Below are 21689 nucleotides of genomic sequence, written 5' to 3' on the forward strand. Positions count from 1 at the left end.
GCTGCCACTATGTCCCTGTAGCTCTCCCGTGGTGTCGATGCCGCGTCAGGTCGCGCTGCGTGGGCCGGCGAGGACCAGTCGAAAGTGTCGGTATGCAGGACTGCGAGCAAGGCATGCCGGCTTGGCCGCCGGACTCTTCTTCTCTTCATGATCAGAGCGCGCCTGCGTGAAGTACGTGCCGCTCGAGAACATGCGTTTCTAGGGAAAAGCGCCAGGGTTGGCGCGTTCCACAGCCTCACGCCGCGTCGGCATACCACGGCGCCGTAAGAATCGCCTCGCCGCTGGCATCGGCCGTGAGCGCATCCAGGCCGTGATCGGGCAGGTCGGGGTAGCGTTGACGTGCCTGTTGCAGGATCTCGCGCGCCAGGACCGCCATCTGCGCGACATTGCCGTGGATGCGTGCGACAAACGCATCATCGTCGAGTGTGTCGTTCAAGGCGCCATTGAGTTCGTTGAACCAGCCGATCAGGTATTGGTCCAGCAGCCGTCCGCTACCGGCGGCGATGCCCTGGGCGGTATTGCGCACGCCCCATGCATGCAGCACCTGCTGCATTGCCAGGTTCATGTCGCGCGCGTGCAGGAAGTCGTTCTTCATGCGCGAGAGCAGGCTGAGATGGGCGACGCGACCGCTGCAGAACAGCGGTGCCAGCAACGACCAGTAATAGGTGTAATCCCAGATCACCTTGACCGGCATGACCTGCTCGTCGCCGAACAGCGCGTACTGATCCTGATACAGCGTCAGCGTGTTTTCGTAGAACGAGAAATACAGCTGCTGGTACAGCTCCACGTACGGGCTGAGCGACTTGCCGGCGCGGTCGCGGCCGATCAATTCGCAGATGTAGGTGTTGGAGATGGCGATGAAGTCGCTGCCCGGCGAATAGAACGGGTCCAGGAATACGCCCGCTTCGCCGGTCAGTGCCCAGCGCTGCGACGAGAACACCTGCTTGCAGCCATACGAGAAGTTGCGCAGGAACAGAAAGTCCTGCAGCCGGTAATCGGCCTGGTCGAGCGTGGCGGCCACCTGCGGCTGATGCGTGCGCAGCCAGGTCATCGCCTTCTCGTGGGTGTTCATGCTCTCCAACGGATGCAGGTCTGCATCGCAGACGATGCCCAGCGAATGCGCACCCGACGACAGTGGGATCAGCCAGAACCAGTAGCCCGGCCCGCACATGTGATTGGTCGAACGCCAGCGGTCCGGCGGCGTGCAGCGTTGTAGCCAGCTGCTGTCCTGCGACCAGCCGTTGGGGTCGATCAGGCCTTCCACGCGCCACCACACTGCATTGGCGTTGTGCGCGTTGTCCTGCGCCAGGCCGAGCTTGCGCTTGAGCAGGCCGGCACGTCCGCTGGCATCCACCACCCAGCGCGCACCCAGCGTGCCTGGCGTGCCGTCGCGTTCGAAGCGCACGGCGTGGTCGCTGTCGTCTTCGGACAGGTCCACGCCCTTGACGCTGCAGCTGTCGATGAAGGCAATGCCCTGGGCACGCGCGCGTTCGCCCAGAAAATTTTCGAAGCGGCCGCGGTCGATCTGCCACGACGGCGTGGGCAGGATCTTGCTCACGCCCAGTTCGGTGCAGCGGTCGATGTCGTGGCGTTGGTCGGAGAAGAAGAACCGGAAACCGAACTTGCGGATCTGCTCGGTCTCCAGATGCTCGCGCAGGCCCAGTACGTCGGCAAAATAATGCGCGCCGATTTCCACCGTGGATTCGCCGACCTTGAACGCGGCCTCGCGGACCGGATGCGCGCGCCGTTCCAGCACGGTGATGGCAAGCTGCGGATCGCGCTGCTTCAGTTGCAGGGCCAGGCTCAGGCCAGCCAGGCCGCCCCCGGTGATCACGACATCGGCGCGCTGTGCATTCATGAGGAGTGATTGCTCTTGGTGACCGCGGGGACAGTAGCAAATTCGCCATCGGGATCGTCAACGATCACCGGGTTGGCGCGCACGCGGCGATATTCGCGCCACACATGGCCGTATGCCCACACCTGTTTGACCACGTGCGAGGTGATATTCCACAGGTCGCGCACCAGCCGGAAATGGCTCTTGCGGAAGGTGCCCGGCGAGGTACCGGCGTAGCGGGTCTCGATCGGCACGGCGACCACGCGCGCGCCAGCCTGGCGTGCGGCCGAAATCAGCAGCTGCGCTTCGAACACGAAGCCCTCGCCGGGCACGTTGGGCAGGGTGAACACCGAGGCCGGATACAAGCGTTGGCCGCTTTGGCTGTCGATCAGGCCGAAGCCGCACCCCCAGGCAATGCCCCAGTCGCCGAAATCATTGCCGATGCGGCGGATGGTGGGCTGGGCGGCGCGCTTGCGCATGCGCGCACCGATGATCACGCAGCCTGGGTGGCGGTTGGCGGCGGCCAGCAGGCGCGGGAAATCGGCCGCCTTGTGCTGGCCATCGCCGTCCATGGTCATCACCGCGCGCATGCCAAGCCGCTGTGCTTCGGCAAAGCCACTGCGCAGTGCCGCGCCCTTGCCCATGCGCTGCGGGTGACGGATCAGCGTGACCGGCATGCCGGCGATGCACTCGGCGGTGCCGTCGTCGGAGCCGTCGTCGATCACGATGACGTGCGCGCAATAGGTCAGCGCGTCGGTGACCACTTCGCGGATGCGCAGCGCCTCGTTCAAGGCCGGCACCAGGGTGGCGGTGTCCTCGCGGCTCAGCGGTTGCCGGCTCATTGCCGGACCTCCACGCGCAGCACCCGGCCCGGCGTGGCATACAGCGCCACGCTGCCGCCATTGCCGGCCAACAGGTCCAGCAGCGGCAGCATCGGCGCCATTGCATTGCCGGCGATGTGGCGCGCCAGCGCGCCATCGCCGGGCGAGGGCGCGCCGTCGTCCAGATGTGCGTGCAGCTGCGGCTTGCCGGCCTGGCCGGGGGCGCCCAGCACCAGCGCGCTACCCAGCAGCCCCTGGCTGGGGGCGACGCGCCCGAGCGGCCCGACCGAGCGGGCGTCGTAGCTGGCCAGCAGCACGGCCTGGGCGCCGGCAGCGCGTTGCACCAGCGCTTCCAGCAGGCCCTGCGCAAAGCTGCCCAGGCTGGCGCTCATCGCCGTGGCCGGGGTCATCGCACCGGCGCCGATGGTCCAGTAGCCGGCGGCGGCGTTGTGCACCGAGTTGTGGAACTTGGTTGGCGAAATCGCCAACGGATCGCTGGCCAGCGTGGTGCACATGTAGTCGGAGATGGCCAGGTCGCCGTAGGTCGAGGTAAAGATCGACGGCAGGCTGGCCGGGTCGCGGCCTGCGGCGTTACAGGCGGCCAGCGCGGCTTCCAGCGACACGGCCACCGTATCCGGCGCACGCCGGCGTTCGTTGGCGGCCAGCAGCTGCGGCGCCGGGCGGGCGGGAGTTTCCTGCAGCGCGCCGCCGCGCGCGAAGGCGCTGGCAGCGTCCCAGTTGGGCAGACCCTGGGTCCAGAAGCCGATTCCTTCGATGGTCGCGGTCAGCATCAGCACGCCCGCCCGAACAGCAGCGAACAGTTGTTGCCGCCAAAGCCGAAGGAGTTGTTCATGGCGTAATCGATGCGGGCATGGGCGTTGTCGAAGCGGATTTGCGGGCCACAGGCCGGGTCGGGGATGTCGCTGTTGAGCGTGCCGGGCAGCACCTCGTCGCGCAGCGCGAGCAGTGCGATCACCGATTCGACGATGCCGGCCGCGCCCAGGGTGTGGCCGGTCCAGGCCTTGGTCGAACTGGCGTGCAAGGTGCCGGGGAAGATCGCTGCCACTGCGGCGGCTTCCACGCTGTCGTTGGCCGGCGTGGCGGTGCCGTGCAGATTCAGATAGCCCACTGCGGCCGGCTCCAGACCGGCGCGGTCGAGCGCACCGCGCATCGCCAGCTGCGCGCCCAGCCCTTGCGGATGCGGCGCCGACATATGGTGCGCGTCGCTGGATTCGCCGTAGCCGTACAGCCACAGCGCGGCATCCGGTGTGGCGGCCGGGCGTTCGAGCAGCGCAAAGCCGCCGGCCTCGCCCAGGCTCAGGCCGACCCGGCGCGCGTCGAACGGCTGGCACATCTCCGGCGCCACCACCTGCAACGAGTTGAAGCCGAACAGCACGCTGCCGCACAAGGTGTCCACGCCGCCGACCAGCGCCGCGTCGATCACGCCGGCCTCCATCAGCCGCGCCGCCTGGGCGAACACCTTGGCGCTGGACGAACAGGCCGTGGCCACGGTCACGCACGGGCCACGCAGGCCGGTGGCGTGCTGCACGAAGTCGCCCAGCGAATGCGGGGTGTGCACGATCGGGCGATTCAGATCCTCGGGGAAGCGCGCGCCGTCGGCGTCGTCGACCAGCCGCGTATACGCTTCTTCGCTGGCGCCGATGCTGGAGGTGGAGGTGCCGATGATCACCGCTACCCGCTCGGCGCCGTAGCGCTGCGCGGCGGCCTGCACGGCCTGCGCCATCCCGTCCTGCTGCAGTGCCAGCCAGGCCAGGCGGTTGTTGCGGCAATCCCACGCGTGCAGAGAATCGGGCAGCACAACCTCTTCAACGCCATCGACGCGCCCGACCCAGCAGGGCAGCAGCGGTTGCGGCCCGAAATCGTTGCGACGCAGGCCGCTGCGTCGGGCGGTCAACGCGGCGGCCTGGGCGGCAAGCCCGGCACCGAGTGCGGTGGTGGAAGTGAACGCGGTGACGGCAACCGGGGCTATCTGGGACGAATGCTGCGCTTGGCTCACGATGGTCTGGCTGGCAAAAAGTGCGGTCAGTATATCGATGGCGCGCGTGGGTCCCGTGGACGGCGCAACTGAACGTCACCGTCATGTCGCTGACGCGGCTGGGATTTTTCGCACAGGCCGCGCTTTCGCCGTCGCCGCAATTGCGACACAATCGGCGCGACACATCTCTCTTCCGAGCGCGACCACGCGCGCATGCACGCCTACGTCTATAAAAGCCAACGCAAGCAGGACACCTTCGTCTATCTCGCCACACGTGACGATTTCTCCGGTCTTCCTGCCGCCGTGCAGGCGCAGCTGGCGCCGTTGACGTTCGTGCTGGATGTGGCGTTGACGCCGGAGCGCCGGCTGGCGCAGGCCGACGCGGCCACGGTGCGCGAGGCGCTGGGCAAGCACGGCTTCTATCTGCAATTGCCCAAGACCATCGTGCTCGCAGGCGAGTGCGACCATGACTGAGCCTGTGCGTGGCGCACGGATGCGCGCCGCAACGCTGGCCGGTGCGGCTGGCGTGGTGCTCTGCCTGCTCGGTGGCATTGGCGGCGTGGTTGCTGCGCTGAGCTTGTGGCTGGCGCAGCCGGCGTTCGCGCTGGCGGTGTCGTGGGCACGTGGGACGCGCGCAGTGCCGGGCCAGCCGCGCGCGGTCGCGCAGGCGCTGCCGCCGTTGCTGGCCATCTGGGGCGTGGGCCTGCTGGCGCTGGCTGCGCTGATCAGCTGGCCGCTGACCGCCCTGCGCGACAGCGGCAGCCTGGCTGCCGCGCTGGCGCTGAGCGTCGCAGTCAGCGCGGCCTTGCTGGGGCTGTGGCGGACCTGGCCGTTGTGGGGCGAAGTGGAACGCGACGGCGGCGCGCTGGCGCCACGCTGGCAGGCGCTGGCCGCGCAGGAATTGCATGCCTGGCGCGGCCTGCTGGCGGCTGCACTGGTGCTGGCAGTGTGCACCCTGGCCGTGGTGCTGGCCTGGCCGGGCTGGTTGTCCGGCGGCCTGCGCTGGGGCTTGGCGGTGGCTGCCGGTGTGCTGCTGCCGGTGGCCCATCTGCTGCTGCAACGCACCGCCGCACCCATGCGCAGCGATGCGCCGCATACGCGCCAGGCCGCCGATTTCTTCTCCGAAGCCGCCGCCGAACCGCGCCCGCTGGAACCGGTGGCCCGGCATCAGCTGGTGCCCGAACTTTTCGAGGCCGCGCGCAGTGGCCGGGTGGACCGCGCGCTGCAATTGCTCGAGGCCGGTGCCGACCCGCAGGCGTTGCCGCTGCCGGAATGGCGCGATCAACGCAGCCTGCCGGCGCTGGCGGCCGTACTGCCGGATCTGCGCCTGCTGCGTGAGTTGATCGTGCGCCGCGTCGACGTCAATCAACCGCATCGCGGCATGACCCCCTTGCTGGCCGCCACCCGCGACAGCTGGCACGGCCGCCCGGATGCGGTGATGACCTTGCTGGCCAATGGCGCCGACCCGCGCGCCAGCGACAACGACGGCAATACCCCCTTGCATCACGCCGTGCGCAGTTCCGACCCGGGCGTGGCCGCGCTGTTGCGCGATGCCGCCGCCGAGCTCGACGCGCTCAACAACGAAGGCCATTCGCCGTTGGCGATGGCCTGCCAGGTCGGCAACTGGCGGCTGGCCAAATTCCTGCTGGAGCGCGGCGCGCAGTCCGAACCGGAGGGCGGCGCCCCGGTGCTGCTGGCGGCAGCCGGTACCGAAGAAGACGACCCGGCCGGCGTGCAGTTGCTGCTCAAGCACAAGGCGCGTGTGGATGCGCGCGATCGCCAGCGTCGCAGTGCGCTGCACGAAGCCGCGCTGGCCGGCCACGGCGACATCGTCGAGGCACTGTTGTCGGCCGGAGCAAATCTGGAAGCGCGCGATCTGCTGGGCCGCACGCCGTGGCTGGATGCCGCGCGCCAGGCACGCAGCGCCGTGCTCGAACGCCTGGTCGCGCGCAAGGCCGATGTGCTGGCCATCGATGGCGACGGCCGCAACGCGTTGATGCTGGCCTGCGCCGCCGACAATGTGTCGCCGGCGCTGATCCGCCGCCTGCTGGACCTGCAGGTACCTGCCGACAGCGTGGATGCGCACGGTCGCCGCGCGGTGGATGTGGCCGCCGAGGCCGGACGTTGGGCGATCGTGCAGCTGCTCGATCCCGCTTACCCGTTGCCGGCCGCGGTCAGCGACGCGCAGGGCGAGGCGCCTGGCGTTGCCGTGCTGCCCGATCGCCCGCCGCTGGTGCTGCTGCGCGAAGGCCTGCAGCTCGGGCAGCGCGACGGTCTGGTCGCGCTGGCGCGGCTATGCGCCCCGGAAGAACTAGGCGGCCTGCTGCACGATGCGCATCTGGCCTTGAACGCCGAGGCGGTCGACTGGCTGCTGCGCCATGGCGCCGATGCCGAAGTGCGCGACGCCTGCGGCGATGTCCCGATGTTTGCGCTGCTCTCGCGCGGCGTGGAGGCGGTACCGGCGCTGCAGGCGTTGCTGCGGCATGGCGTCTCGCCGGCAGGCGCCGGTGGCCTGACCCGGCTGCTGAGTGCCTGCGTGCAGCACGATGCGGCATCGCGCGGGCTGGAACAGTTCGCGCTGGAACTGCTCGAACGTGGCGCCGACCCCTTCGCTCCGTCGGCTGCCGGCGATCCGCCGTTGTCGCTGGCGGTGCGGCTGGGCTGGCTGCGCCTGCAGCAGTGGTTGCTGGAACATGGCGTGGACCGCGAAGCGCGCGACAGCCACGGCATGACCGCGCTGCATCTGGCCACCGCGCTGGGCCGCGATGCCTCGCTGAAACTGCTGGTCAAGCAGGGCGCCTCGCCGGAAGCGCGCGCTGCCGACGGGCAGACCCCGCTGGGCGTGGCGCTGTCGATCGGCCGCCGCGATCTGGCCGACTGGCTGGACTGGCGCATCTGGTCGCTGCCGCGCCGCACGCTGCGCGAAGCGGATGTGCCGGCCGCCGCGATGACCGGCGATACCGATGCGGTGCGTCGCCTGATCGATCTCGGCCTCGCCGTCGACGCCGTCGACGCGCAAGGCTGCACCGCACTGCTGCGTGCTGCCGGTGGTGGCCATCTTGGCGTGGTGACGCATCTGCTCGGCCGCGGCGCCGATCCGCAGCGCGCGGCCAACAGCGGCGCCACGCCGTTGTCGGCGGCCGTGAGCATGCGCCAGACCGAGATCGTGGCCGCCTTGCTGCAGGCCGGTGCGCAGATCGAACACCGCCTGCCGGGCGGGGTGACCGTGCTGATGCTGGCCTGCGCGTTGGGCCTGCCGGACATCGTGGCGCGCCTGCTCACCGCCGCGGCCGACGTGCACGCCACCGACAATCAGGGGCTGGCGCCGCTGCATTGCGCGGCGTTGTACGGCTTCACCGCGCGCGACAAGAACCGCCTGTTGGCCCTGCTGGATACCTTGCTGCTGGCCGGTGCCGACCCGGACTACCTGGCCGGTGGCCGTGTCAGCCCGTTGCTGCTGTTGCTGGGCGCGCGTGCCGAACCGGGTACCTCCTGCGACGAGCAGGTGGTGCTGGCCGGCGTCGAACGCCTGCTCGACGAAGATGTCTCGCTGGATGTGGCCGACCAGCGCGGCTTCGGCCCGCTGCATCTGGCTGCACTGCACGGCCTGCCGCTGCTGGTGCAGCGCCTGCTGCGGGCCGGTGCCGATGCCGACCGCCGCGATGCGCTCAACCGTACCCCGCGGGAAATCGCCATCATGCGCGGCTTCATCGACGTGGCCGGCCAGTTCGAACCGGCGCTGCCGGGCGTCTCTTCGATGGCGCGCTTCCTGCGCGAAGGCCGCTGAACCAGCGCGTCGGGTAACCGCTGCGGGTGCCGTTCGTGTGCAGCCGCACCCGCCTGCGCAGCCTCACCGCCGAGCGCGTCTTCGCCGCTCGCCCGGCGTGCAGGCGCAATCGGCCGGCTGGCGGCCGATGCGCAAGTGCAGGTCATCCCGGAGTTGCTGCAGGACGCAGGTGGTGCTGGTCATGGAGCGTCGCCGCGCACCTACGCCACCGCCGGGTGATCTGCCTGCAGCGTCCCGACGAGGATGCGTTTATGCACCCGGCACTGGTACGCCGCCTGGAACACACGGTGCCACCGCTGCTGGGTTTACCGGCGCAGTCGTAACCTGATCCCGACACGGCCCATGCAAGACTGCGCGTTCTTTCGCCGGAAGGAAGCGCCCAACCAATGAGCGTGCGTATCGAGGACCACGCAATGCTGGGCAACTGCCACAGCGCGGCCCTGGTCGACCATCGCGGCACCATCGACTGGCTGTGCCTGCCACGCTTCGATTCCGATGCAGTGTTCGCTGCCTTGCTGGGCGAGGAACAACACGGGCAATGGGCGTTGTCGCCGGCTGCCGACTTCCGCAGCGAGCGCGCCTACCAGGACGATAGTCTGGTGCTGTGCACGCGCATGATTACCGACAGCGGCACGGTGGAACTGATCGACTTCATGGTCGCCAGCGAAAACGGCGAAGTCCATCAGCATCTGGTGCGTATCGTGCGCTGCGTGCAGGGTAGCGTGCCGATGCACATGCGCCTGACCTTCCGCTTCAACTACGGCCGCACGGTGCCATGGGTGACGCGCATCGTCGATGGCATCCGCGCCATCGCCGGCCCCGATCAGCTTGCATTGCGTTCGCCGCAAACACTGCGCGGCCAGGACATGGGCACCGAAACCGACTTCACCCTGCGTGAGGGCGAAAGCACCTGGTTTCTGCTCAGCCACGGCGCCTCGCATCAAGCCACGCCGCCCTTGATCGACGCCGAACAGGCACTGCAACGCACCACCGCGTTCTGGCACGGCTGGGCGCGCCGCTGTACCGATGTCGGGCCGTGGACCGAGCAGGTGCGCCGCTCGCTGGTGGTGTTGAAGGGGCTGAGTTATCTGCCCACCGGCGGCATTGTCGCCGCGCCCACTGCCTCGTTGCCGGAGCATCTGGGCGGCACGCGCAACTGGGATTACCGTTACTGTTGGCTGCGCGATTCGGTGTTCACGCTGATCGCGTTGTTGCAGGCCGGGTACCGCGATGAAGCGGCAGCCTTCCGCGATTGGGTCCAACGCACCATTGCCGGTTCGCCGGATCAATTGCAGGCGCTGTATGGCATTGCTGGCGAGCGCCGCTTGCAGGAATGGGAAGCGCACTGGCTGCCCGGCTATGAACATTCCGGCCCGGTGCGCATCGGCAACGGCGCGGTGGATCAGTTCCAGCTCGATGTGTATGGCGAGTTGATCGGCGCGTTCCATTACGCCCGCGAAAAGGGCGTGGGCCTGCCGTCCGACGACGACGGATCGTCTGCGTCGCTGCTGGAAAAGATTCTGGAAACGCTGGAAACCCTGTGGCGCGAACCCGATGAGGGCATCTGGGAAATCCGCGACGAGCGCCGCCACTTCGTGCATTCCAAGGTGATGGCCTGGCTGGCCTTCGACTGCGGCGCGCGCGATGGCATCACCAATGCAGACGCAGAAAAACGCGCGCACTGGGGCCGCATTGCCGAAGAGATTCGAGCCGAAGTCCTGGAAAAAGGCGTGCATCCGGACGGTCACTTCGTGCAGAGCTATGGCTCGGACCGGCTGGACGCTTCGCTGCTGCTGATCCCCATTGTGGGTTTTCTGCCGCCGGACGATCCGCGCATCGCCGCCACCGCCGATGCGATCGCACGCGATCTGACCATCGACGGGTTGGTCGAGCGCTATCGCGCCGACGACAGCGCCGACGGTTTGCCGGCCGGCGAAGGCACCTTCCTGGCCTGCAGTTTCTGGCTGGTGGAAAACTACGCATTGCTCGGCCGCACCGACCAGGCGCGTGCGCTGCTCGAACGCCTGCTCGGGCTCTGCAACGACGTCGGTTTGCTCGCCGAAGAATACGACCCGCGCAGCAAACGCATGCTCGGCAACTTCCCGCAAGGGTATTCCCACGTGGCCCTGGTCAATGCGGCATTGCGCCTGCATGGACGCATGGGCGAAAAGGAAACGCATCCATGAGTGAGCAAGCAACCACACCGCCGTGCATCATCGTGGTGTTCGGCGCACGCGGCGATCTGACCAAGCGCCTGGTCATGCCGGCGCTGTACAACCTGCGCCGTTCCGGTGCGCTGGGCGATGATTTCGCCATTGTCGGCATGGACCATGGCGACATCAGCGAGCGCGCCTGGCGGACCAACATGGGGCAGTCGATGACGCAGCTGCTCAGCAGCCGCGATGCCGAATTCCAGACCGACGAATTCGACACCGCCACCTGGGACTGGCTGCGCGAACGCATGCATTACCTGCGCGGGGACTTCACCGATCAGGGAGCCTATCGATCGCTGGGCGGCGTGCTGGACAAGCTGCACAAGCGCTACGGCACGCAGGGCAATGTGCTGTTCTATCTGGCCACCGCCGCGCGCTTCTTCGAGCCGGTATTGCTCAACCTGGGCGAGGCTGGCCTGGTCAAGCAGCGCGAAGGCGAAGGCTGGCGCCGGGTGATCGTGGAAAAACCCTTCGGCCATGATCTGCCCAGCGCCCAGCACCTCAATGCCACGGTCGCCAAGGTGCTGCACGAGGATCAGGTGTTCCGCATCGATCATTTCCTGGGCAAGGAAACCGTGCAGAACATTCTCGCGTTCCGCTTCGCCAATGGCTTGTTCGAGCCGGTGTGGAACCGCGACCGCATCGACCATGTGCAGATCACCGCGGCCGAAACCATCGGAGTGGAAGGGCGCGGACGGTTCTACGACCCCACCGGCTGCCTGCGCGACATGGTGCCGAACCATCTGTTCCAGCTGCTGGCGATGATTGCGATGGAGCCGCCAGCGGCCTTCACCACCGAGGCGATGCATCGCCGTCGCGCCGAAGTGATCGAAGCGGTGCGCCCGATCAAACCCGAAGACGTGGTGCGCGGGCAATACGCCTCCGGTGCGGTCAATCGCAATGCGGTGCCGGGTTATCGCGAAGAAGACACCGTGCCCGACGATTCGGACACCGAAACCTATGTGGCGATGAAGCTACAGGTGGACACCTGGCGCTGGGCCGGCGTGCCGTTCTACCTGCGCACCGGTAAGCGCCTGCGCGAACGCACGACCGAGATCGCCATTCGCTTCAAGCCGGCACCGCTGGCGCCGTTCCGCAGCACCGAGGTGGGCGGCTACGGCCCCGACTGGCTGGTGCTGCATATCCAGCCGGACGAGGGCATCTCGCTGCAGTTCGACGTCAAGCGCCCGGGCGCGCAGGTGGCACTGGCACCGGTGCGCATGGACTTCCGTTACCGCGACTGGTTCCCCAAGGAATACACGGTGGGCTACGAGCGCCTGCTGCAGGACTGCATGAACGGCGAAGCCGGCTTGTTCCAGGATGCGGCCATGGTGGAAGGCGCATGGCGCATCGTGCAACCGATCCTGGATGCATGGAAACAACCCCCAAGCGACTTCCCCAATTACGCCGCCGGCAGCGCCGGCCCTTCGGCTGCCGATGCACTACTGGCAATGAATGGCGGACACGCCTGGCGCGCACTCACCCCAGGGCGCAAGCCGCCACCGCGCCGGCCGCCGGAAGCGCGTGCTGGGGCTGCGACGCCGGTGAAGAAAGCCACCAGGAAGACGGCAAGCAAGGTCGGCAAGGCACCAGCCAAGAAAGTCACCAGGGCGTCCGCCAGACGCGCGTCCGCCGCTACAGCGAAGTCCTCGCAGGATGCGGCGACGTCGTCTGGCAGCGCGGCCAAGAAAGCGGTGCGCAAACGCGCCACCAGCAAGGTCGCAAAAACCGCCGCCAAGACGGTGAGCAAGACCGCGGCGGGCAACGGTGCAGCGAAGAAATCGGTGAGCAGAACCGCAGCGCGTACGCCACGCCGCTGAGGACGCGAGCGGCATGCACTCGCTGCAAATGTAGGAGCATGCCCGCGCGCGGCGGGCTTTCCGTTAACGCCTGTTCGCGCGCGGGCGCGTTTCTTCGGAAGAGCTCAGCGGTCCTGCGTGGTGGGTGCAGGTTCCCCATCCACATCCGCCTTGACGTCGGCTTCGAACAGGTTCATCAGGTCGGCACGTGCATCGCGCGAGGTCTGGATGACCTTGGCTTCGTCGTCGTAGACCAGGTGCTGGCGGCGTAGCAGGTCTTCGTCGTGCTGGCGGAAGCGTTTGACGTGATCGTGTGCGAGGGCTTCGCCCAGGCCGAGCGAGGTGAGGACGCGTTCGCTCAGCTCCAGGCTGGAGGCGAAGACCTCGCGGAACGGTTCTGCGCCCAGGTCCATCAGTTTCCAGGCATGTTGGCGGTTGCGCGCACGCGCCAGCACGGTGGCTTGCGGGTACAGGCGACGGATCAGCCGCACCGTCTTGATGTTGGTGTCCGGGTCGTCCACCGCGATCACGAACACCTTGATGCGCTCGGCACCGGCAGCGCGCAGCAGCTCGGGGCGGGTGGGGTCGCCGTAATACAGCTGGCTGCCGAACCGACGCAGGTCTTCCACCGTGTCCGGGTTGTGTTCCAGCGCGACGAACGGCACATGCCGTGCGGTGAGCAGGCGCGCGACCACCTGGCCGAAGCGGCCCATGCCGGCGACCAGCACCTTGGGGGTCTGTGCATCGATGGTGTCGTACGGGCGATCAGGCTTGGGAGCGCGCACGCGCAGCGGCCCGTTGAGGATGCGCTGCATGCCGAGCAGCAACAGCGGGGTCAGTGCCATCGACACGCCCACGATGGCCACCAGCCGGTCGTGATTGGCCGGCTCCAGCAGGCCCACGCGGTCGGCTTCGTTGAACACCACGAAGGCGAATTCGCCGCCCAGCCACAGCACGCTGCCCAGCATCAGGCTGCTGCGCAGCGGTAGCTTGGCCACGCTGCCGATACCCACCAGCAGCGAGAACTTCACCACCAGCAACATCGCCACGCCTGCTGCGATCAACCACGGCTCGGCCGCCACGCGCTGGAGATCGATCCCCATGCCCACCGAGATGAAGAACAGGCCCAGCAGCAAGCCTTCGAACGGTTCGATCTGCGATTCCAGTTCGTGGCGGAATTCCGAATCGGCCAGCAACACGCCGGCGATGAAGGCGCCCAGGCTGGCGCTCAATCCGGCCTCCTGCATGATCCAGGCGGTGCCCAGCACCACCAGCAAGGCGCTGGCGGTGAACACCTCCGGCATGCGCGTACGCGCCACCACGTTGAACAGGTGACGCAACACAAAGCGCCCGCACACGACCACCAGCGCCAGGGCCGCCATCGCCTTGGCCACGTCCTGCCATTGAAGCGTTGCATTCTTGCTGCCGCCGAGCAGCGGGATGGCCGCCAGCAACGGGATCGCAATCAGATCCTGGAACAGCAAGATGGCAAACGCCAGCCGCCCGTAGTCGCTGCTCAGCGCCTTGCGTTCGGCCAGCAATTGCAGCCCCACCGCGGTGGAGGAGAGCGCCAGCGCCACGCCGACGATCAACGCGCTCTTCCAGCCCAGCTGGGCTGCCATCAACAAACCGCCCAGGATCACCGCCGTCACCAGCACCTGGGTGGCGCCAGCGCCGAACACCGAATGGCGCATCACCTTCAGGCGCGCCGGCGACAGTTCCAGCCCGATCACGAACAGCAACATCACCACGCCGATCTCGGCCGCGCCGCTGATGCGTTCGGCATCCTGCACCACGCCCACGCCATCGGGCCCGAGCACCACGCCGGCGACCAGGTAGGCCAACACCGCACCCAGGCCGAAGCGCTTGAACACCGGCACTGCCACGATGGCGGCCAGCATCAGCACCAAGGCCAGTTCCAGACCACCGCTATGCATGCGTACTCTCCATTGAGGCACGCATTATGACGCGCAGTTCCGTTGGCCTGCGCGCACGCGTGTGCCATCTGCACGGCGACGACGCGCGGCTGCGCGATGCGGCCCGGCACCTATCTGCGGATGCGCGCGCGGATCAGTCCGGCACCGCCTGCGCCTGCACGGTCAGTGCGCATGCAGTGCATGGCACCGCACACGGTCGACACTCCGTGCGAGCAATCAGCGGCTTTTAAGCAGAAAACGCCGATCCAGCGGCTGCAGCGGGCGCGCATTGAACGGGTACACGCGTTCGAACGCGTTGATCTGTGCCTCCGACACCTGCACCGGCTGGCTGAGCACCACCCAGTCCACCGTTTCGCTGCACGGCGGCGTGGTCAGCGAGCCTTCGTAGCGATAGAAGCTGCGTTGATTGCTCGGCGGAAGAAACGCCTCGGCACTCACCGTTGCGTTGGCGACCTGCCGGGTCTGGTCCTTGTCCTTGGGCATGGCGTCGAGCACCCGCTGGAACGCCGGGTTGGCCTTGCCGGTTTCGAAGAAGATCGCCAGCACGCCCAGCGTGCCGTCCGGGCCCTGGTGCACCAGATGCGCCTCCATCGGGAAACGCCGGCCGTTCAACAGGTGCTCGCTGGGGTGATGGAAGTGCAGTTGCAACGCTTGATACTGCTTGCCGCCGGTCGCCATGGTGCCGCCGTCGTGCAGATCCAGCTGGATGGAATGGCCGGTGTTGCGCACGACCAGCGGCACGGCGCTGTAGCTCAACAGCAGCGTGCCCAGGTTGGCGTCGATGGCGCCTTTCAGATCGATGGGGCTGTTCTGCTGGCCATTGCCGCACAGCGCATTTTCCTTGGCCAGCTCGGCCCAATGCTCGGCACCTTCCGGGCCGGTATAGCCCCATTCGTGCCCGCTGTGCGGCGCGGTCTCGTGCGCCTGCACCGGAGTGCTCTCGGGCAGTGCGGTTTGCGCCATGCCCACCGCGCCCCATCCGGCGGCGATGCACAGGCACAGCGGGCTGATGCGACGTAACAGAAGCGACCTTGAAACGGGCATGCACAAACTCCGGAAGGAAAACGCACTGCGTGGATGCGATGGCCGATGCCATCGCGTAAGAGCAACGCATCGGGCGCTGCGGGAAGCGGACTGTAGCAATGAACTGTGACGTTCAGCACGGCGCGGCGACAGGCGGTTGCGCGGCGCCATCTCGGCGGCGCATCGGCACCTGGCAACCCGCCTGCCCGGCACGCATTGGCGTATCGCCGCGCGAGCGTCCCAGCCTTTCCGCAACGCTGCGCAACCCCCCTGCGCCGGCACGCCACAGGGCGCTTCCCGGAGGGTTGGCCGCCAGCGGCACGCAGCGGGCGCCGTGCCGCTGGCCTTGGCGGCAGTCAAGCCGGCCACGCAGCACCCGCTCCGCACCGCTGCCCGCCAACGCATCTCGTCTCAACGTGCATAACGCGCTTTAAGCGGCCTGCGCGCAGGGCATTGACCAAGCCGACTCAGGCGCGCAGACTGCGCCGCGCCATCGCCCGGATCACCGGTCGGTACGCACCTTTGGAGCCCTTACCCATGTCCAGCGACAGTCACCCTAGACCCGGGTCGATGACCCAGCTGGCGCGCGCCTGAGGCCCAGGTTCGCCGGCTGTCATCGACGACGGTCGTCACCAGGCGAACCACCATGTACGACCAAACCCTGCGCCTTGCCGAAGGCGTCGATGCACTGACCGCACCCCTGGCCGAACTCAACACGGCCGACGCGGTGGAATATCTCAACACCCTCGACCGCGACGAAGCGGCGCAGGTGCTGGCCGCATTGCCTTTGCTGCGTGCGGTGAAATTGCTCGAACAGCCGGAGTTGCGCGATGCCAGCACGCTGGTGGCGTCGCTGCCGGCCGAGCAGGCCGCCACGCTGCTTGGCCAGATGGCCGACGACCGCGCCACCGATATCTTCCATGGCCTGGATGCCGAGCAGCGCCAGCCGCTGCTGTGGCTGCTCAGTGCCGAGGCGCGGTTGTCGATTCAGGCGCTGATGCGCTACCCGCCCAACACCGCCGGCGCGCTGATGACCACCGAGTTCGTGGCCGTGCCGTCGGACTGGACGGTGGGCCGCACCCTGCAGCACATCCGCGAAGTGGAGCGCAGCCGCGAGACCGTCTACGCGATTTATCTGCTCGACCCGCACACCCGCGTGCTGCAGCAGGTGGTGACCATGCGCCGCCTGATCACCGGCGCGTCGGAGGCGCCGATCCTGGACGTGGCGCAGGTCAATCCCCCGGTCACCGTGGACCCGGCACTGGACCAGGAAGAAGTGGCACGGCTGATCCGTCGCCACGACCTGCTGGCGATCCCGGTGGTGGATGCGCGCGGCCACGTGCTCGGCATCGTCACCGTGGACGATGTGCTCGATGCGCTCATCGCCGAATCCACCGAAGACGTGCACAAGTTCGGCGGCATGGAAGCGCTGGACAAGCCCTACATGCAGATTGGCTTCGGCCAGATGATCAAGAAACGCGCCGGCTGGCTGAGCGTGCTGTTTCTGGGCGAAATGCTCACCGCCAGCGCGATGCAGCACTTCGAGGACGAGCTGTCCAAGGCGGTGGTGCTGACCTTGTTCATCCCGCTGATCATGAGCTCGGGCGGCAATTCCGGCTCGCAGGCCACCTCGCTGCTGATCCGCTCGCTGGCGCTGCGCGAAATCCGCCTGCGCGACTGGTGGAAAGTGGCGCTGCGCGAACTGCCCACCGGCCTGACCCTGGGCGCGATCCTGGGCGTGCTGGCGATCGTGCGCATCACCATCTGGCAGACCGCCGGCCTGTACGACTACGGCCCGCACTGGCAGATGGTGGCGCTGACCATCGGCGCGGCGCTGATCGGCATCGTCACCTTCGGTTCGCTGTCCGGCTCGATGCTGCCGTTCGTGTTGCAACGCTTCGGCTTCGACCCGGCCAGCGCCTCGGCGCCCTTCGTCGCCACGCTGGTGGATGTCACTGGCCTGGTGATCTATTTCAGCATCGCCGCGCTGATCTTGAGCGGCACGCTGTTGTAGAGGCCTCGCGCTCGGGTAATCACGGATGCATGCACGTGCGCATGCATCCGTCACCCCATGCCCTGAAACGCCAGTGCGTGTACCGTAGCGCGATGGCATTCGCGTCCCCCGTCCGATGAGTACGTACCACCTGCAGCAGGTCTTTCGTCCCAGCACCGTCGCGGTGGTGGGCGGCAGCCCGCGCGAGCGCTCGGCCGGGCGGGCGGTGGTGCGCAACCTGCGCGCGGCCGGGTTTCCCGGCCGGATCGGTTGGGTGAGCCCGCGCTATAGCGAGATCGATGGCGTGCGCACGGTGGCGCGGTTGACCGATCTGCCGTGGGTACCGGACCTGGTGGTGATTACAGCGCCGGCGCGCATCGTGCCGCGCATCGTCTCCATCGCCGCGCGGCGTGGTGTGGCGGCCGCCATCATCCTCACCGCCGGCCTGGGCAGCGGCCCCGGCTCGCCGGCCGCGCGCATGGAGTCGGCCGCGCGCGCCAAGGGCATGCGCATCCTCGGCCCGCACTGCCTGGGCGTGATCGCCCCGCATGCGCGGCTCAATGCCAGCATCGCCGCGCATTGCCCGCAGGCCGGCGACCTGGCGTTGATTTCCGAATCCAGCGCCATTGCCGCCGCGCTGGTGGAGTGGGGTGTGGCGCGCTCGGTCGGGTTTTCGGCGGTGGTGTCGCTGGGCGATACGCTGGACGTGGATTTCGGCGATCTGCTCGACTACTTCGCCACCGACTACCGCACTCGCGCGATCCTGCTGTACGTCGAACGCATCGGCGATGCGCGCAAGTTCATGTCGGCCGCACGTGCCGCCGCGCGCGCCAAGCCCGTCGTGGTGGTCAAATCCGGCCGCCAGTACCGCATCAATCCCAATGCCGACACCCACGCGCAGGCGCTGGCCGGTTCGGACGCGGTGTACGGCGCGGCGTTCGCACGCGCCGGGCTGTTGCGGGTGGGCGCGCTGGACGAGCTGTTCGCCGCCGCCGAAACGCTGGGCCGGCTCGGCAGTTTCCCGGGCCGGCGCCTGGCCATTTTGAGCAACGGCGGCGGGGTGGGGCAGCTGGCGGTGGACCAGCTGGTGTTGCGTGGCGGCACCCTGGCCGAGTTGTCGCCCAAGACGCTGGAAAAACTCGATCAATCGCTGCCGGAAGGCTGGTCGCGCAGCAACCCGGTCGACATCATTGTCGACGCCGACGGCGCGCGCTATGCCGCAGCGATCGAAGCGCTGCTGGACGATCCGGAAAACGACGCGCTGCTGGTGGTCAATGTGCCCACCGCGTTCACCTCCTCGGCCGATGCGGCCAAGGCGTTGACCCGCGCGCTGGACCAGCGCAACCGCTACCAGCGCGACAAACCGGTGTTTGCGGTGTGGCTGGGCCAGGACGATGCGGCGATCGCCGCGCTCAACGCCGCACGCGTGCCCACCTATGCCACCGAATCGGATGCGGTGCGTGGCTTCACCCACCTGGTGCGCTACCGCGAGGCGCAGGCGGCGCTGATGGAAACCCCGCCCAGCCTGCCGGAAGACTTCGTCGTGGATGCCGGCATCGCGCGCACGCTGGTGGAAGAGGCGCTGGCGGCCGGCCGGCGCTGGCTGGACCCGGTCGCCACCAACCGCCTGCTGGCCGCCTACGGCATCCCGGTCGTACCGCTGCAGGTGGCCGCCACCGCCAACGAGGCCGCATTGCTGGCCGACCCGTTGCTGGCCGTCGGCCGCACCGTGACATTGAAAGTGTTGTCCAGCGAGATCGCGCATAAGTCCGACGTGGATGGCGTGCGCCTGAACCTGTCCAGCGTGGCGGCGGTGCGCGAAGCGGCCACCGGCATCCTGGCGCGTGCGCGCGCCGCGCATCCCCATGCAGTGATCGAAGGGGTGATCGTGCAGCCCACGGTGCTGCGGCCCAAGGCGCGCGAACTGATCGCCGGCATCGCCGACGACCCGGTGTTCGGCCCGGCGATCGTGTTCGGGCGCGGCGGCACCGCAGTGGAAGTCATCAACGACCGCGAGCTGGCCCTGCCGCCGCTGGATCTGCGCCTGGCCCACGAACTGATCGGCCGCACCCGCGTCTCGCGCATCCTCAAGGCCTACCGCGACGTGCCGGCCGCCGACGAGCGTGCGGTGGCGCTGGTGCTGGTCAAGCTGGCGCAGCTGGCCGCCGACATCCCCGAAATCACCGAGCTGGACATCAACCCGCTGCTGGCCGACCGCGATGGGGTGATTGCGCTGGACGCCCGCGTGGCGGTGGCGCCGGCGCGCAAGCTGCACAAGGGCCGCGGCCATCCGCGCTTTGCGATCTTCCCGTACCCCAAGGAATGGGAGCGCCAGATCGGCCTGGGCGATGGCACCCATGCGCTGGTGCGCCCGGTGCGCCCGGAAGACGACGCGCTGTTCCGCGCCTTCTTCGCCCGCGTCACCGACGAAGACCTGCGCCTGCGCTTCTTCCAGTCGGTCAAGCATTTCAGCCATGAATTCATTGCTCGGCTGACCCAGCTCGATTACGCCCGCTCCATCGCGCTGGTGGCCATCGACCCCAAGACCGGCGACATGCTCGGCGCGGTGCGCCTGCACGCCGATGCCGATTACCAGCGCGGCGAGTACGGCATCCTGATCCGCTCGGACCTCAAGGGCCACGGCATCGGCTGGCAGCTGATGCGCATCATGATCGAGTACGCGCGCTGGCTGGGCCTCAAACAGATCGAAGGCCAGGTGCTGCGCGAGAACCGCACCATGCTGGCGATGTGCCAGAGCCTGGGCTTTGGCGTGCGCCCGGATCCGGACGATGCGACCCTGATGGCGGTGACACTCCCTATAATAGGCGAGCCGCGCCCGGCCTGACGTTGCGTCACGCCGCGGTCCCCCATCCTCCACTGCACGCCGGGCTGCCAGGCCTCGATCTGGCCCATTGCTCCGGCTGTCGTCTCGGCCCGCCTGGGAGTGTCAATGTTTCGCGATTTCAGAATGTCGTTCGTGGTCACCGCCATCTGCCTGGGCCTGGCTGCGTGGTGGGGCCATACCTCATCGATGGGGATCTGGCAGGCGCTGTGGCTGTGCCTGGTGCTGAGCGTGCTGGAAGTGTCGTTGTCGTTCGACAACGCGGTGGTCAACGCCGGCGTGCTCAAGCACATGAACGCGTTCTGGCAGAAATTGTTTCTGACCGTGGGCATCCTGATCGCCGTGTTCGGCATGCGCCTGGTGTTCCCGATCGTGATCGTGTCGGTGGCCACCGGCATGGGCCTGGTGCCGGTGATGCAGATGGCGCTGAAGGAGCCGGACCGCTACAGCCAGGTGCTGACCGATAACTACCCTTCCATCGCCGCCTTCGGTGGCATGTTCCTGCTGCTGGTGTTCCTGAATTTCCTGTTCGACCAGGAGCGCAAGCTGCACTGGCTGGGCCCGGTGGAGCGGCTGGTCGGCAAGCTGGGCAAGGCCGATGCGATGTCGGTGATCGTGGCGGTGTCGGTGCTGCTGGGCACCAAGCTGTTCCTGCCGGAGGCCATCTTCCAGAGCGTGCTGTTCGCAGGCCTGGGCGGCATCCTGCTGTATCTGCTGGTCGGCAGCGTGGATGCGTTGTTCGAGGCCGAAGAGAGCGAAGACGGCAGCATGGGCCCGGCCAAGCGTTCGGGCATCGCCGCGTTCCTGTATCTGGAAGTGCTGGATGCCTCGTTCTCGTTCGACGGTGTGATCGGCGCCTTCGCCATCACCCGCGACGTGGTGATCATCATGCTGGGCCTGGCGATCGGCGCGATGTTCGTGCGCTCGATGACCGTCTACCTGGTGCACAAGGGCACCCTGGACGAATTCGTGTTCCTGGAGCACGGCGCCCATTACGCCATCGGCGTGCTGGCGATCATCATGCTGGTGGGCACCGTCTACCACGTGCCGGAAGTGCTGACCGGCCTGATCGGCGTGGCCTTCATCGCCGCCTCGGTGTGGTCGTCGATCCGCTACCGCAAGCGCCACCATCTCGGGCCGACCGAGATCTGAGCGATCACCGGCGAGCTTGCGCGGTCGCTGAACGGCTGGTGGCGCGTGGGTCGCCCGGCGGGTAAAAAAACGCGACCGATAGCACGCCTGGTGTCGACGGCGGGTGAGTGCGGCGAGCGAATCAGGACCCTCCCGACTTGACCTGCGCAGTCGGATTCGTCCTCCCGCCGCGCGAGGCGACCGCTCGTCAGCGCAGCCCGTTGTGCCGCAAGGCTCGGCGCAATTTGGGCACATTTGGTGTTGACCCCCTGGGGGTACCCCACTATCTTGGGGTTCGGTGGTGACCGCCCCC

At 67.8% G+C, this 21689-nt stretch carries 13 protein-coding genes and 1 pseudogene; 8 read left to right on the forward strand and 6 right to left on the reverse strand.

The genetic code is table 11. The features are described 5' to 3' along the window. Nucleotides 1-235: 235 nt before the first annotated feature. Genes AC1POX_RS01895 through AC1POX_RS01910 form a run of 4 tightly spaced genes read right to left on the reverse strand, consistent with a single transcriptional unit; the run spans nt 236 to nt 4645 of the window. Nucleotides 236-1858 (reverse strand): NAD(P)/FAD-dependent oxidoreductase, encoded by a 1623-nt coding sequence (locus AC1POX_RS01895; RefSeq protein WP_372356685.1) that lies wholly within the window; start codon nt 1856-1858, stop codon nt 236-238. Further along, nucleotides 1855-2676, reverse strand: coding sequence for a glycosyltransferase family 2 protein (locus AC1POX_RS01900; RefSeq protein WP_372356686.1), 822 nt, complete (start codon nt 2674-2676; stop codon nt 1855-1857). The genes AC1POX_RS01895 and AC1POX_RS01900 overlap by 4 nt, the downstream gene beginning before the upstream one ends. After that, the gene (locus AC1POX_RS01905; RefSeq protein ID WP_014091382.1) at nt 2673-3446 is read right to left on the reverse strand and encodes a beta-ketoacyl synthase chain length factor; all 774 of its coding nucleotides are present in this window, start codon (nt 3444-3446) and stop codon (nt 2673-2675) included. Before AC1POX_RS01905 ends, AC1POX_RS01900 begins: the two co-directional genes overlap by 4 nt. Beyond that, nucleotides 3446-4645 carry a beta-ketoacyl-[acyl-carrier-protein] synthase family protein gene (locus tag AC1POX_RS01910; protein WP_372357131.1) on the reverse strand — a complete coding sequence of 400 codons (1200 nt, stop codon included), beginning with the start codon at nt 4643-4645 and terminating at the stop codon, nt 3446-3448. Before AC1POX_RS01910 ends, AC1POX_RS01905 begins: the two co-directional genes overlap by 1 nt. A 219-nt stretch (nt 4646-4864) precedes the next feature. Here AC1POX_RS01910 and AC1POX_RS01915 point away from each other — a divergent pair, with 219 nt between their 5' ends. The 5 genes and pseudogenes from AC1POX_RS01915 to zwf all read left to right on the forward strand — a co-directional run bounded on the left by AC1POX_RS01915 (nt 4865) and on the right by zwf (nt 12471). Beyond that, entirely contained in the window at nt 4865-5125 is a 261-nt protein-coding gene (locus tag AC1POX_RS01915; RefSeq protein WP_005914803.1) for a YcgL domain-containing protein, read from the forward strand. Further along, the gene (locus tag AC1POX_RS01920) at nt 5118-8438 is read left to right on the forward strand and encodes an ankyrin repeat domain-containing protein (RefSeq protein WP_014091380.1); all 3321 of its coding nucleotides are present in this window, start codon (nt 5118-5120) and stop codon (nt 8436-8438) included. The genes AC1POX_RS01915 and AC1POX_RS01920 overlap by 8 nt, the downstream gene beginning before the upstream one ends. Before the next feature lie 26 nt (nt 8439-8464). Beyond that, a pseudogene (locus AC1POX_RS01925) lies at nt 8465-8761 on the forward strand (phosphotyrosine protein phosphatase). 63 nt (nt 8762-8824) lie between these two features. Then, nucleotides 8825-10624 (forward strand): glycoside hydrolase family 15 protein, encoded by a 1800-nt coding sequence (locus tag AC1POX_RS01930; RefSeq protein ID WP_127172444.1) that lies wholly within the window; start codon nt 8825-8827, stop codon nt 10622-10624. Continuing rightward, a complete protein-coding gene (zwf, locus tag AC1POX_RS01935) occupies nt 10621-12471 on the forward strand; it encodes a glucose-6-phosphate dehydrogenase (protein WP_372164604.1) in 1851 nt (616 codons plus the stop codon). Before AC1POX_RS01930 ends, zwf begins: the two co-directional genes overlap by 4 nt. A 104-nt stretch (nt 12472-12575) precedes the next feature. Here the strand turns inward: zwf and AC1POX_RS01940 are convergent, their stop codons facing one another. Beyond that, nucleotides 12576-14387, reverse strand: a complete 1812-nt coding sequence (locus AC1POX_RS01940; RefSeq protein ID WP_136732953.1) for a monovalent cation:proton antiporter-2 (CPA2) family protein — start codon at nt 14385-14387, stop codon at nt 12576-12578. Nucleotides 14388-14603: 216 nt separating this feature from the next. Beyond that, nucleotides 14604-15431, reverse strand: a complete 828-nt coding sequence (locus AC1POX_RS01945) for a carbonic anhydrase (protein ID WP_014091373.1) — start codon at nt 15429-15431, stop codon at nt 14604-14606. A gap of 625 nt (nt 15432-16056) precedes the next feature. On the opposite strand from AC1POX_RS01945, the gene mgtE reads away from it, so the two are divergent. From mgtE to AC1POX_RS01960, 3 genes are all read left to right on the forward strand, one after another. Continuing rightward, the gene (mgtE, locus tag AC1POX_RS01950) at nt 16057-17424 is read left to right on the forward strand and encodes a magnesium transporter (RefSeq protein ID WP_057681227.1); all 1368 of its coding nucleotides are present in this window, start codon (nt 16057-16059) and stop codon (nt 17422-17424) included. 115 nt (nt 17425-17539) lie between these two features. Then, nucleotides 17540-20248 (forward strand): bifunctional acetate--CoA ligase family protein/GNAT family N-acetyltransferase, encoded by a 2709-nt coding sequence (locus AC1POX_RS01955; RefSeq protein WP_372356687.1) that lies wholly within the window; start codon nt 17540-17542, stop codon nt 20246-20248. 105 nt (nt 20249-20353) lie between these two features. Beyond that, entirely contained in the window at nt 20354-21397 is a 1044-nt protein-coding gene (locus AC1POX_RS01960) for a DUF475 domain-containing protein (protein WP_008575120.1), read from the forward strand. Nucleotides 21398-21689 lie beyond the last annotated feature (292 nt).

The sequence above is a fragment of the Xanthomonas sp. NCPPB 3442 genome, from assembly GCF_056725145.1.